This window comes from Pseudomonas sp. BW7P1 (assembly GCF_024981055.1).
GTDB classification, from domain to species: domain Bacteria; phylum Pseudomonadota; class Gammaproteobacteria; order Pseudomonadales; family Pseudomonadaceae; genus Aquipseudomonas; species Aquipseudomonas bananamidigenes.
Window position 1 is genome coordinate 4,863,979 of the sequence record NZ_CP103374.1, and the last position, 12,511, is coordinate 4,876,489.

General features: G+C 61.5%; 10 protein-coding genes. 4 read left to right on the top strand and 6 right to left on the bottom strand.

Features of this window, described 5'->3' with window-relative positions; genetic code table 11:
* Window positions 1–63: 63 nt before the first annotated feature.
* Window positions 64–549, bottom strand: coding sequence for a YajQ family cyclic di-GMP-binding protein (locus tag NWV16_RS21955; RefSeq protein ID WP_065258535.1), 486 nt, complete (start codon window positions 547–549; stop codon window positions 64–66).
* Window positions 550–689: 140 nt separating this feature from the next.
* Here NWV16_RS21955 and NWV16_RS21960 point away from each other — a divergent pair, with 140 nt between their 5' ends.
* The 3 genes from NWV16_RS21960 to NWV16_RS21970 are packed head-to-tail and all read left to right on the top strand — an operon-like array spanning window position 690 to window position 4,277.
* Window positions 690–1,607 carry a putative 2-dehydropantoate 2-reductase gene (locus NWV16_RS21960; RefSeq protein ID WP_260520726.1) on the top strand — a complete coding sequence of 306 codons (918 nt, stop codon included), beginning with the start codon at window positions 690–692 and terminating at the stop codon, window positions 1,605–1,607.
* A gap of 45 nt (window positions 1,608–1,652) precedes the next feature.
* The gene (locus tag NWV16_RS21965) at window positions 1,653–3,689 is read left to right on the top strand and encodes an ATP-binding protein (RefSeq protein WP_260520727.1); all 2,037 of its coding nucleotides are present in this window, start codon (window positions 1,653–1,655) and stop codon (window positions 3,687–3,689) included.
* 3 nt (window positions 3,690–3,692) lie between these two features.
* Window positions 3,693–4,277, top strand: coding sequence for a cob(I)yrinic acid a,c-diamide adenosyltransferase (locus tag NWV16_RS21970; protein WP_260520728.1), 585 nt, complete (start codon window positions 3,693–3,695; stop codon window positions 4,275–4,277).
* 137 nt (window positions 4,278–4,414) lie between these two features.
* Here NWV16_RS21970 and NWV16_RS21975 read toward each other — a convergent pair whose 3' ends face one another.
* The 4 genes from NWV16_RS21975 to secA all read right to left on the bottom strand — a co-directional run bounded on the left by NWV16_RS21975 (window position 4,415) and on the right by secA (window position 10,129).
* Window positions 4,415–5,359: a Nudix family hydrolase gene (locus NWV16_RS21975; protein ID WP_260520729.1), complete on the bottom strand. Its 945-nt coding sequence runs from the start codon at window positions 5,357–5,359 to the stop codon at window positions 4,415–4,417.
* Window positions 5,356–5,988, bottom strand: a complete 633-nt coding sequence (locus NWV16_RS21980; RefSeq protein WP_260520730.1) for a glutathione S-transferase family protein — start codon at window positions 5,986–5,988, stop codon at window positions 5,356–5,358. Before NWV16_RS21980 ends, NWV16_RS21975 begins: the two co-directional genes overlap by 4 nt.
* 62 nt (window positions 5,989–6,050) lie before the next feature.
* Complete coding sequence (argJ, locus tag NWV16_RS21985) at window positions 6,051–7,268, bottom strand: bifunctional glutamate N-acetyltransferase/amino-acid acetyltransferase ArgJ (protein ID WP_260520731.1); 1,218 nt, start codon at window positions 7,266–7,268, stop codon at window positions 6,051–6,053.
* Window positions 7,269–7,390: 122 nt separating this feature from the next.
* Window positions 7,391–10,129, bottom strand: coding sequence for a preprotein translocase subunit SecA (secA, locus tag NWV16_RS21990; RefSeq protein ID WP_260520732.1), 2,739 nt, complete (start codon window positions 10,127–10,129; stop codon window positions 7,391–7,393).
* A 309-nt stretch (window positions 10,130–10,438) separates the two neighbouring features.
* On the opposite strand from secA, the gene NWV16_RS21995 reads away from it, so the two are divergent.
* Window positions 10,439–10,894, top strand: a complete 456-nt coding sequence (locus NWV16_RS21995) for a DUF721 domain-containing protein (RefSeq protein WP_260520733.1) — start codon at window positions 10,439–10,441, stop codon at window positions 10,892–10,894.
* Window positions 10,895–10,903: 9 nt separating this feature from the next.
* On the opposite strand, the gene NWV16_RS22000 is transcribed toward NWV16_RS21995, so the two are convergent.
* On the bottom strand, window positions 10,904–12,391 hold the full coding sequence (locus NWV16_RS22000) for a DUF853 domain-containing protein (RefSeq protein ID WP_260520734.1): 1,488 nt from the start codon (window positions 12,389–12,391) through the stop codon (window positions 10,904–10,906).
* Window positions 12,392–12,511 lie beyond the last annotated feature (120 nt).

Below are 12,511 nucleotides of genomic sequence, written 5' to 3' on the forward strand. Positions count from 1 at the left end.
CGTTTCTGCCGCTGCTTGGCCCTCGGACGCTGAAAACGCCGAGAGGTTCCCGACCGAGGTGGCTCAGTCGCGGAAGTTGTTGAACTGAAGTGGCATACCGAACTCCTTGGCACGCAGTGCTGCAATGGCTTCCTGCAGATCGTCACGCTTCTTGCCGGTCACGCGCACCTGCTCGCCCTGAATGGCGGCCTGCACCTTGAGCTTGGCGTCCTTGATATGAGCGACGATCTTCTTGGCCAGCTCCTTGTCGATGCCCTCCCGAAGTACGGCATCCTGCTTCATCACCTTGCCCGATGCGTAAGCATCCTTGACCTCGAGGCACTGCACATCGATCTTGCGCTTGACCAGTGCCAATTTGAGGATTTCGATCATCGCTTCCAGCTGAAATTCGGCTTCAGCGGTCAGGTTGACGGTCAGTTCCTTTTCCTTGTACTCGTAGCTGCCCTTGCCTTTCAGGTCATAACGACGATCGAGATCCTTCGCGGCGTTCTCGACCGCGTTGGTGAGCTCGTGTTTGTCCAGTTCGGATACCACGTCGAACGACGGCATGTAATCTCTCCAATAAAAAGGCGCGCTCGTTCAGGACGCGGCGCGCTTGGCTTGCGGTTAAAATCGGGCTCATTATAACGGCTCTTTACCCACCGACACGGCGAGCCTTGCATGCCTGTACCTTACCGAGTGAAAAACTGATGTCCACCCCCTGGCACATCCTCGGCGCCGGAAGTCTCGGCACCCTTTGGGCCACGCGACTGGCCCGGGCCGGATTGCCGGTGCGGCTGATCCTGCGTGACATCGACCGCCTGCATGACTATGCGACCGCTGGCGGGCTGACCCTCGTCGAACAAGGCATCGCCAGCACTTACGTCATCCCAGGCGAAACCCCGGACAGCCCCGGACCGATCCGCCGCCTGCTGGTGGCGTGCAAGGCCTACGACGCCGAAAGCGCCGTGGCCGCCGTGGCTCATCGCCTGGCGCCGGACGCCGAACTGATTCTTCTACAGAACGGCCTCGGCAGCCAGGAAGCCGTTGCGGCGCTCGTGCCGCTGGTACGCTGCATCAGCGCATCGAGCACCGAAGGCGCATTTCGCGACGGTGACTGGCGCGTGGTCTTCGCCGGCCATGGCTACACCTGGCTCGGTGATGCCGGCCATCCTGTGGCGCCGATCTGGCTCGACGATCTGGAAGCTGCAAAAATCCCCCACGAATGGAGCGCCGACATTCTCACCCGTCTGTGGCGAAAACTGGCGCTCAATTGTGCGATCAATCCTCTGACCGTATTACACGACTGCCGCAATGGCGGTCTGCAGCAACATCACTGCGAAGTCGCCACCCTGTGTGCCGAACTGACCGAATTGCTGGAGCGTTGCGGTCAGCCTGCGGCGGCCGACAACCTGCAACAGGAAGTCGAGCGGGTGATTCATGCCACCGCGGCCAACTTCTCTTCCATGTATCAGGACGTGGTCAACAGACGCCGCACAGAGATCAGTTACCTGTTGGGCCATGCCTGCAAAGTTGCGCAACGCCATCAAATCAGCCTGCCGCATCTTCAACAATTGCAGCAACGGCTGACAGCCCATCTGCACAGTCTCGGATTGCCCGTCGACTGAGCAGCGGCTACGCTGCCCACTTGTTCCTTTGCAGCGATAAAACTGATGCCATTGCGCCAGCGCCTCGAAAACCTGCCGGTCGGCCAGAAACTGCTGGCCGCCCTGCTGGTGCTGTTGACCACCGTATTACTGGTCGCCAACCTGACTTTCATCAGCGCGGCCTATTACATTTCCCAGGAAAGCATGGCACCCCAGGCGCTGCAGACCATCGGCCGCCTGGTCGCGAACCCGAGCCTGATCGCCGAAGCCTTGCAATCACCGCAAAGCGCCGAGCGCCTGCTCAAGGAGCTCGACAGCTACTCGCCGCTACGCGCCGCTGCACTGTATGACGGCAAAGGCGAGCGCATCGCTCAGGTGCAGCGCGGCGACAAGCTCAACCTGCCGGAACGCTACCGGCACATCGAAGCCTGGCAGCTCACCGAGTTTCGCAGCAATCAACTGATCACCCTGCCCCGCCCCGGCACTGCGCCAGGTCATCTGTTGCTGGTGGCCAGCAGCGAATTGCCGATGGCGTTCTACACCGGCACCCTGACCGCAAGCCTGGGGATCCTGATTTTCAGCGTGCTGCTGTGGCTGGTGATCGCCCGACAGATCAAACGCCTGATTACCCGGCCTATCCATGAACTCGAAGAACTCTCCCGTCAGGTAACCCGCGAAGAGAACTACGCCCTGCGCGCCTCCCGTGGCAACCACGATGAAATCGGCAGCCTGGCCGAGGCCTTCAACACCATGCTTTCGCGCATCGAAGCCCGGGAACAGCAGCTCAAGCGTGCCCGCGACGACTCGCAGGCGGCCTACGATCAGGCGCAAGGCCTGGCCGAAGAAACCCGCCACACCAATCGCAAACTGGAACTGGAAGTCCAGGTACGCAGCAAGATCGAGAAAAAGCTCACAGGCTTTCAGAACTACCTCAACAGCATCATCGACTCCATGCCTTCGGCGCTGATCGCCCTCGACGAGCAGCTCTACGTCACCCAGTGGAACCAGGAGGCCAGCGCCCTCTCCGGTACGCGGCTGGACGAAGCGTTGAACCAGCCGATCTTCCTCGCCTTCGAACCGCTCAAGCCGTTTCTGCCGCAACTCAAGCAAACGGTGGAAGAACACACCGTGGCGAAGATCGAGCGGGTGACCTGGTTCAAGGACGACGAACCCAAGCACTACGCCCTGACCTTCTACCCGTTGATGGGCGGTGCCGGGCGTGGCGTGGTGATCCGGATCGACGACATCACCCAGCGTCTGTCTCTGGAAGAAATGATGGTGCAGTCGGAAAAAATGCTTTCGGTCGGCGGCCTCGCGGCCGGCATGGCCCACGAAATCAATAACCCGCTGGGCGCGATCCTGCATAACGTACAAAACATTCGTCGACGCCTGTCGTCCGACCTGCCGAAGAACCTCGAACAGGCCGAACACCTGGGTATCGAGCTGGAGACTGTGAACCGCTACCTGCAAGCCCGGGAAGTCCCGCAACTGCTCGACGGCATCCAGCAGGCCGGCGCCCGGGCGGCGAAGATCGTCACCCACATGCTCAGTTTCAGCCGTCGCAGCACGCGACAGATGGCGCCGTGCGACCTGCCGGCCCTGATCGATCAAGCGGTGGAGATCGCCGGCAACGACTTCGATCTGGCCATCGGCTTCGATTTCAAAGGCCAGGCGATCATCCGCCAGTTCGATCCGGCACTCGGGCCGGTGCCGGGCACCGCCAACGAACTCGAACAGGTATTGCTCAATCTGCTGAAAAACGCTGCGCAAGCGATCCACCAGCGCGCAGACGACAGCGAACCGGGGCGGATCATCCTGCGTACCCGGCTCAATCCGCCCTGGGCGGAAATTCAGGTCGAGGACAACGGCATCGGCATGAGCGAGAACGTGCGCAAACGCACGTTCGAACCATTCTTCACCACCAAGGAAATCGGCCAGGGCACCGGGCTCGGGCTGTCGGTGTCGTATTTCATCATCACCAACAATCACAAGGGACAGATGGAAGTGCAGTCCACACCGGGGCAAGGCACTTGTTTCACCCTGCGCCTGCCGCTCGCGCAACCGGCGCCCATCGCTGCCCAAACCAATCAACTACCGAGGTAACCCATGGGCTTTCGCTTGTCGAAGATCTACACCCGCACCGGCGACAAAGGCGAGACCGGCCTCGGCGATGGTCGCCGCGTACCCAAGGATCACCCGCGCATCGAAGCCATTGGCGAAGTCGACACCCTGAACAGTCAGGTCGGCGTGCTGCTGGCCGGCTTGAGCGCCGAACGCGAGACCTGTCCCGGGCTCAACGAATTGATCGAGGTTCTGGCGCCTTGTCAGCATCGACTGTTCGATCTCGGTGGCGAGTTGGCGATGCCGGAATACCAGGCCTTGAACGCAACAGAAATCGAAAGGCTGGAAGCCGCCATCGATGTGTGGAACGAAGAATTGGGGCCGCTGGAGAATTTCATTCTGCCCGGCGGTTCGATGCTGATTGCCCAGGCCCACGTCTGTCGCAGCCTGGCGCGCAGCGCAGAACGGCGCTGTCAGCATTTGAACGCCATTGAACCGCTGGCCGGGGTTGGGCTGGCTTATATAAATCGCTTGTCGGATCTGTTGTTTGTGGCGGCGAGGCTGATTGCACGGCGCCAGGGTGTTGCCGAGATTCTGTGGCAGCCGGCGGCGAAACCTTCAGATCAGTAGCGACTGTCAGGACGCCTTCGTCGGAACGCCGCCCGGAGCAAGCCCGCTCCCACAGGAAAATGTATTCCTACAGTTGGAATGCAATCAAATGTGGGAGCGGGCTTGCCCGCGAAGGGGACAACAGCCTCAATAAAGAATCAAGCCTCAGGCCAGAACGCCCGAATCCCCGCCACACCCTGAGCCCCGGCATTCCACGCTTTCTCGCGCTCCGCCGGGCCGACTCCACCCAGCAGGAATACCGGTTTGCTGAAACCTTCGATCAATGTCGAAGCCTGCTCCCAGCCCAGCGGCTGTGCGTCCGGGTGAGTCAGGGTCGGTTGCACCGGCGACAGGGTGACGAAATCCACGCCCATTTGCTCGGCCAGCGCCAGTTCTTCAGCACTGTGACAAGACGCCGCCAACCAGCGCTCCGCCGGCAGCGGTCGTCCGGCGGCGGCGTACTTGCGCAGCTGCGCCGAAGTAATGTGCCAACCGGCGGACGGAAAATCCCCAAGCCACTCGAACGGCCCCTTGATCATCAACTGCGCCTTGCCGGCACACAAACCGACCGCGTCCACCGCCAGGTCGCGGTACTTCGGGTCATAACCATTGGGCGCACGCAGCTGGATCAGCTTGATCCCGCCGGCAATCGCCTTCTGGATGCCGCGCAGCAAGGCCGGGGCTTCCAGGCCTTCCGGGGTGATCAGATATTCAGCGGGCAGACGCGCAGCCGCCACGATGGGCTGGTTGGCTGCCGGAAATTCGTAGTTCGTCAGTTCCTTCGCCGAAACCCAGGCCAGCGGTTGGCCTTCGGCGCCGTGAGGCTCGCCGGTAAAACTCGAAACCTCCCAGACATCCAGCAACACCTGTTTGTCCGGGTAATCGTGACGAACCTTGATCAACGGACGGGCGGCGCCGACAACTATGCCCAACTCTTCCTGCAGCTCACGGGCCAGCGCAGTCTGCACCGACTCGTCGGCCTCGACCTTGCCACCGGGGAACTCCCACAGACCACCCTGGTGCTGAGTATCGGCACGACGGGCGATAAGGATTTTGCCGCTGTCGTCACGAATGACGGCGGCGGCGACGTGTACGCGTTTCACGGCTGCAATTCCTCCAGTCCGGCCTTTTGCCAGGCCTGGAAGGCTGGCCATTGGTAGACGGTTTCAACATAGGCTTCATCTTCCGCCGGCAGCTTCACCTGATAGGTTCGCAGGCGCACGGCAATCGGCGCGAAGAACGCATCGGCCAGCGACACGCGACCAAACAGGAACGGCCCCTCTTCGGTCGCCGCCGCACGGCATTCGGCCCACAGTGCGAGCATGCGTTCGACATCGACTTTCACCTCCGGCGGTACCGGATTGAGCGGTGCGTCATGGCTCAGGTTGAACGGCATGTGATTGCGCATGGCGAAGAAACCGCTGTGCATTTGCGCGCAGGCAGAACGCGCCTGGGCGCGAGCCGCGATATCGGTTGGCCAGAGTTGTTCGGATGGATACTGCTCGGCCAGGTATTCGGCAATCGCCAGAGAGTCGGCGATGGTGCCTCGAGCGGTTTTCAGCAGCGGCACCTTGGCGGTCGGCGAATGCTTGAGCAGTCGCTCGCGGGTGTCGGGCTTGCCGAGCTTGACCAGTTCTTCGGTGTAGGGTGCACCGGTCAGTTCAAGCGCCAGTGCGGCGCGCAGGGACCAGGAGGAAAGCAGTTTGTCGCCGATGATCAGGTGAAGGCTCATGTTCGGGTCCTTTCATGGGACAGCAGAAAAGGAGGTCCGCGGACCTCCCTCTTTGGCAGGGATCAGGTGCGGTATTCGGCGTTGATCTTCACGTATTCGTGGGACAGGTCGGTGGTCCAGATGGTTTCGCTGCAATCGCCGCGACCCAGTTCGATACGGATGGTGATTTCTTCCTGCTGCATCACCGCCGCGCCCTGGGCTTCAGTGTAGGTCGCTGCACGCGCACCACGGCTGGCGATGCACACGTCGCCGAGGAACACGTCGATCTTGCTCACGTCCAGATCCGGCACGCCGGCACGACCGACAGCGGCGAGAATCCGGCCCCAGTTCGGGTCGGACGCAAACAGGGCAGTCTTGATCAGCGGCGAGTGGGCCACGGTGTAGCCGACGTCCAGGCATTCCTGGTGATTGCCGCCGCCGTTGACTTCAACGGTCACGAACTTGGTCGCGCCCTCGCCGTCACGCACGATGGCCTGGGCCACGTCCATGCACACCTCGAACACCGCCCGTTTCAGCTTGGCGAACAGCTCGCCTTCGGCCCGGGTGATTTCCGGCAGTGCAGCCTTGCCGGTGGCGATCAGCATGCAGCAGTCGTTGGTCGAGGTGTCGCCGTCGATGGTGATGCGGTTGAACGATTTATTGGCGCCGTCCAGCATCAGGTTGTGCAGCACGTCGCGGGAGACTTTGGCGTCGGTGGCGATGTAGCCGAGCATGGTCGCCATGTTCGGACGGATCATGCCCGCGCCCTTGCTGATGCCGGTGACGGTGATGGTCACGCCGTCATGCTGGAACTGGCGGCTGGCACCCTTTGGCAAGGTGTCGGTGGTCATGATGCCGGTGGCGGCGGCTTCCCAGTTGTTTTCCGACAGATCGTCCAGTGCAGCCTGCAAGGCGCCTTCGATCTTCTCGACCGGCAGCGGCTCGCCGATCACGCCGGTGGAATACGGCAGGATCTGGCTGGCATCCACGCCGGTCAGTTCGGCCAGTTTCGCAGTGGTGCGCTCGGCGGCGGCCAGACCCGGCTCGCCGGTGCCGGCGTTGGCGTTGCCGGTGTTGGTCAGCAGGTAGCGTACAGCGTTCTGCACACGTTTTTTGGCCAGGATCACCGGCGCTGCGCAGAAAGCGTTCAATGTGAACACGCCCGCCACGGTAGAACCTTCGGCACAGCGCATCACGACGACATCCTTGCGCCCAGGGCGCTTGATGCCGGCCGAAGCGATACCGAGTTCAAAACCGGCAACCGGGTGCAACGTTGGCAAAGGACCAAGACCAACAGCCATGAATGCGCTCCTTACTCAATGATGTCAGCACCGCCAGACATAGTGACGGTGGTGTAAATGGCAAAACGCCGCGACGGCTGATGCCGGTCGCGGCGCGGGTATTTCAGCGATTGAAACGGGGTTTACTGGATCTGCCCGTGGCAATGCTTGAATTTCTTGCCCGAACCGCAGTAGCACAGTTCGTTGCGGCCCAGCTTCTGCTCGTTGCGAACCGGTGCGGTGGCCAGGGCCACATCGACCTCTTCACCGACCAGTGCTTCCGGCTGCTCCAGCCCCGGGGCTTCGGCGTGTTCGAACTGCATGCGAGCGGCCAGTGCCTCGGCTTCCTGACGCAGGCGCGCCTCTTCCTCGGCCGGATCTTCGCGGCGCACCTGAACGTGCGACAGCACACGGATCGAGTCGCGCTTGATCGAATCCAGCAGCTCGGAGAACAGCGTGAAGGACTCGCGCTTGTATTCCTGCTTCGGGTTCTTCTGCGCATAACCGCGCAGGTGGATGCCGTGACGCAGGTGGTCCATGGTCGACAGGTGGTCTTTCCACAGGTCGTCCAGCACGCGCAGCACGATCTGTTTCTCGAAGGTGCGCAGTGCTTCGGCGCCGGCCTGGTCTTCTTTCTCGTTGTACGCGGCGACCAGCTCGTTCATCAGCTTCTCGCGCAGGGTTTCCTCGTACAGGTGATCGTCTTCGTCGAGCCATTGCTGGATCGGCAGCTTCACGCCGAAGTCGCTGGCAATCGCGGCTTCCAGACCGGCCACATCCCACTGCTCCGGCAGCGACTGCGGCGGAATGTGGGCGCTGACGGTGGCGTTCAGTACGTCCTGGCGGAAGTCGGCAATGGTTTCACCAATGTTGTCGGCGGCCAGCAACGTGTTGCGCATGTGATAGATCACTTTACGCTGCTCGTTGTTGACGTCGTCGAATTCCAGCAGTTGTTTACGAATGTCGAAGTTGCGGCCTTCAACCTTGCGCTGGGCCTTTTCGATGGCGTTGGTCACCATGCGGTGCTCGATCGCTTCGCCAGGCTGCATGCCCAAGGCCTTCATGAAGTTTTTCACCCGGTCGGAGGCGAAAATGCGCATAAGGCTGTCTTCCAGCGACAGGTAGAAGCGGCTGGAACCGGCATCGCCCTGACGGCCGGCACGGCCACGCAGCTGGTTGTCGATACGACGGGATTCGTGACGCTCGGACGCGATCACCTGCAGGCCGCCGGATTCCAGCACTTGCTGGTGACGTTTCTGCCAGTCGGCCTTGATCTGGGCGATCTGCTCAGGGGTCGGGTTTTCCAGCGAGGCCACTTCCACTTCCCAGTTGCCGCCCAACAGGATGTCGGTACCACGACCGGCCATGTTGGTGGCGATGGTCAGGGCGCCCGGACGACCGGCCTGAGCAATGATCTCGGCTTCCTTTTCGTGGAACTTGGCGTTCAGGACCTTGTGTTCGATACCTTCCTTCACGAGCAAAGCGGACATGTGCTCGGAGGTTTCGATGGTCGCCGTGCCCACCAGCACCGGACGGCCGGCGGCCATGCTTTCCTTGATGTCATTGACGATCGCCGCGTATTTCTCTTCGGCGGTCAGGAACACCAGGTCGTTGTAGTCCTTGCGGGCCAACGGCTTGTTGGTCGGAATGACGACAACCTGCAGACCATAGATCTGATGGAATTCGAACGCTTCGGTGTCGGCCGTACCGGTCATGCCGGACAGTTTGGTGTACAGACGGAAGTAGTTCTGGAACGTGGTCGAAGCCAGGGTCTGGCTTTCGGCCTGGATGTTCAGGTTTTCCTTGGCTTCGATGGCCTGGTGCAGGCCTTCGGACAGACGACGACCCGGCATGGTACGGCCGGTGTGTTCGTCGACCAGAACGACCTGGCCGTCCTGCACGATGTATTCGACGTTGCGGTTGAACAGTTTGTGCGCACGCAGGCCGGCATAGACGTGGGTCAGCAGGCTCAGGTTGTGCGCCGAGTACAGGCTCTCGCCCTCGGCCAGCAGGCCGATACTGGTCAGCTGGTCTTCGATGAACTGGTGCCCGGCTTCGTTGAGTTCGACCTGACGGGTCTTCTCGTCGACCGTGAAATGACCTTCCTGGGTGACTACGCCTTCGACTTCTTCAACGTGCTGCTTGAGTTTCGGGATCAGTTTGTTGATCTCGATGTACAGCTTCGAGCTGTCCTCGGCCTGACCGGAAATGATCAGCGGGGTACGCGCTTCGTCGATGAGGATGGAGTCGACTTCGTCAATCACGGCAAAGTTGAGTTCGCGCTGGAATTTCTCTTCCATGCTGAACGCCATGTTGTCGCGCAGGTAGTCGAACCCGAATTCGTTGTTGGTGCCGTAGGTGATGTCGGCGGCGTAGGCGGCGCGCTTCTCCTCCGGCGGCTGGAACGGCGTCACGATGCCGACGCTCAGGCCGAGGAATTCGTACAGCGGACGCATCCAGTTGGCGTCTCGGCGGGCCAGGTAGTCGTTCACGGTCACAACGTGCACGCCCTTGCCGGACAGCGCGTTGAGGTAAACCCCCAGGGTCCCCACCAGCGTCTTGCCTTCACCGGTGCGCATTTCGGCGATCTTGCCTTCATGCAGGGTCATGCCGCCGATCAGCTGGACGTCGAAGTGGCGCATGCCCATGACGCGCTTGCCGGCTTCGCGGGCGACCGCGAAGGCTTCGGGCAACAGCTTGTCGAGGGTCTCCCCCTTGGCGATGCGGTCCTTGAACTCTGCGGTCTTGGCGCGCAGTTGATCGTCCGAGAGGGCGACCATCTTCTCTTCGAAGGCATTGACGAGCTGCACCGTCTTGAGCATGCGTTTGACTTCACGCTCGTTCTTGCTTCCAAAAAGTTTCTTTAACAAAGGCGCAAACATATCGGCAGGATCTTCCACACTAAAGGGATGGAGGGCGGCCCCGTGAGCGTCGCCCGTGCAGCCCTCATGGCCGCATGCGAACGAGCATTCTACCCGGAAACGGAAGTGAGGAAAGTGGGGATATTCCACGATGCTGGCACTGCGCTTTGACGGGGCTCACTTAAAATAGGGACGTTTTGCTCAACTTCAAGCCTTTGGCGACAGAAGTTAATCGTTGATTTAATGGGCAAAGCAGGGACAAAAGCAATGGGCGATTGAAATGGCAGCCGTCTGCTACCATGGCGCCTCAGTCAGATAAGGTGTTGGATCATGGCATTTCGCCCACTCACGGCCAAGGCGCCCGCCGTTCTGTTACGCGAAGCCAGGCCTTTGAAAGCCATCCTCGGCCAGGCCCAACGCCTGGCCCACCTGCAACGCCTGCTCGAAAGCCAGTTGCAACCCGCCGCCCGCGAACACTGCCATGTGGCCAGGTGGCGCGAAGGCGAACTGTCGCTGGTGGTCACCGACGGCCACTGGGCCACGCGCCTGCGCTACCAGCAGAAACGCCTGCTGCGGCAATTGCAGATGTTCGACGAGTTCACCAGCCTGACGCGGATCAAGTTCTCGGTGCGCCCTCCCGTCACCCGGCCCGCAACAACCGGACACACGCTGGACCTGTCGACGGATGCCGCCGCGACCATTCAGTCGACCGCCGAAGGGATCAGCGATCCGAACCTGCGGGCGGCCCTGGAGCGCCTCGCGGCGCACGCCAGGACCAAACCCTGACGCTCCCGATCAGCGGCGTTTGCTGCCACCGAGCAACGATCCCATCAACCCACGCACCAACTGCCGGCCCAACTGGTTCGCCGCCTGACGCATCGCCGATTTCAGCGCTTGCCCTGCGGCAGTGCCGAGGAACTCCCCGGCCTTGTCCGCCAGACTCGGCTCCTCTGGCGCCGGTTTGCCAGGGATCGCCTCGGTTTCAGGCCCCAGGTTCTTGCGTCCCGTCAGGATTTCATACGCCGACTCACGGTCGATCGGCTTGTCATACCGCCCCTTGAACGGCGATCCGGCAATCAGCACCGTGCGTTCGGTCTCGGTCAAAGGCCCGATCCGCGATTGCGGCGGTGCCACCAGTACGCGCTGGACCATCTCCGGCGTGCCCTTTTCCTGCAAGGTGCCGACCAGCGCCTCGCCGATCCCGAGCTCGGTCAACACCGATAACGTATCGAACGCCGGATTCGGCCGGAACCCGTCCGCCACCGCCCGCAAGGATTTCTGCTCCTTGGCGGTGAACGCCCGCAGTCCGTGCTGCACCCGCAAGCCCAACTGCGCCAGCACGCTATCCGGCAGATCGCTTGGCGACTGAGTGACAAAATACACTCCGACACCTTTGGAACGGATCAACCGCACCACTTGCTCCAGACGCTCCTGCAAGGCCTTGGGCGTATCACCGAACAACAAGTGCGCTTCGTCGAAAAACAGCGCCAGCAGCGGTTTGTCGGCATCGCCCCGCTCCGGCAACTGCTCGAACAGCTCGGCGAGCAGCCACAGCAGGAACGTTGCGTAGACTTTTGGCGCTTCGTGCACCAGACGACTGGCATCAAGCAAATGAATCCGCCCACGACCGTCGGCAGTCGGTTGCAGGATGTCTTCCAGTTGCAGCGCCGGTTCGCCGAACAGCGCTTCGGCCCCCTGCTGTTCGAGGACTGCCAGGCGCCGCAACAACGCCTGACTGGAGCCGGCAGTGAACAACGCCGCGTCTTCGCCGAGCAGTTGCGGGTTGTCCTTGAGGTGGTTGAGCAGCGCTTTCAGGTCTTTCAGATCCAGCAGCAACAAGCCTTCGCGGTCCGCGACCTTGAACGCCGCGTACAGCGCCGACTGCTGGCTGTCGGTCAGTTCCAGCAACGCGCCGATCAGCAACGGCCCCATTTCGCTCAGCGTGGTGCGCAGCGGATGACCGGACTCACCGTGAATGTCCCACAAGGTGACGGGATAAGCCCTGGACTGGAAATTGAGCCACGGCATGCCGGCGATGCGCTCGGCGACCGTGCCCTGAGGGTTGCCGGCAGCGCCGAGGCCGCACAGATCACCCTTGATGTCGGCGGCGAACACCGCGACGCCGGCATCGCTGAAGGCTTCGGCCAGCCTTTGCAGGGTAACGGTCTTGCCGGTGCCGGTCGCGCCGGCCACCAATCCGTGACGGTTGGCCAGGCGCATCGCCTGGGCGATCGGTTGCCCGGAAAGATCGGCACCGATAACGAGTTGCGAAGAGTCAGGCATTTGGTCACCCAATAGTTAATCTTTGTCGAGCATGGCCGATAGAGAGAAATGAGAGACCCGATCAAAAATCCGGTCTGAGATTTCCCTAAGGAGAGACGGAAATATCAGTGAGCTTTCACC

What these genes read in the sequence shown, in the direction of transcription:
- NWV16_RS21955 (WP_065258535.1), bottom strand. Translation starts at nt 549, where the DNA reads ATGCCGTCGTTCGACGTGGTATCCGAACTGGACAAACACGAGCTCACC.
- NWV16_RS21960 (WP_260520726.1), top strand. Translation starts at nt 690, where the DNA reads ATGTCCACCCCCTGGCACATCCTCGGCGCCGGAAGTCTCGGCACCCTT.
- NWV16_RS21965 (WP_260520727.1), top strand. Translation starts at nt 1,653, where the DNA reads ATGCCATTGCGCCAGCGCCTCGAAAACCTGCCGGTCGGCCAGAAACTG.
- NWV16_RS21970 (WP_260520728.1), top strand. Translation starts at nt 3,693, where the DNA reads ATGGGCTTTCGCTTGTCGAAGATCTACACCCGCACCGGCGACAAAGGC.
- NWV16_RS21980 (WP_260520730.1), bottom strand. Translation starts at nt 5,988, where the DNA reads ATGAGCCTTCACCTGATCATCGGCGACAAACTGCTTTCCTCCTGGTCC.
- argJ (WP_260520731.1), bottom strand. Translation starts at nt 7,268, where the DNA reads ATGGCTGTTGGTCTTGGTCCTTTGCCAACGTTGCACCCGGTTGCCGGT.
- secA (WP_260520732.1), bottom strand. Translation starts at nt 10,129, where the DNA reads ATGTTTGCGCCTTTGTTAAAGAAACTTTTTGGAAGCAAGAACGAGCGT.
- NWV16_RS21995 (WP_260520733.1), top strand. Translation starts at nt 10,439, where the DNA reads ATGGCATTTCGCCCACTCACGGCCAAGGCGCCCGCCGTTCTGTTACGC.
- NWV16_RS22000 (WP_260520734.1), bottom strand. Translation starts at nt 12,391, where the DNA reads ATGCCTGACTCTTCGCAACTCGTTATCGGTGCCGATCTTTCCGGGCAA.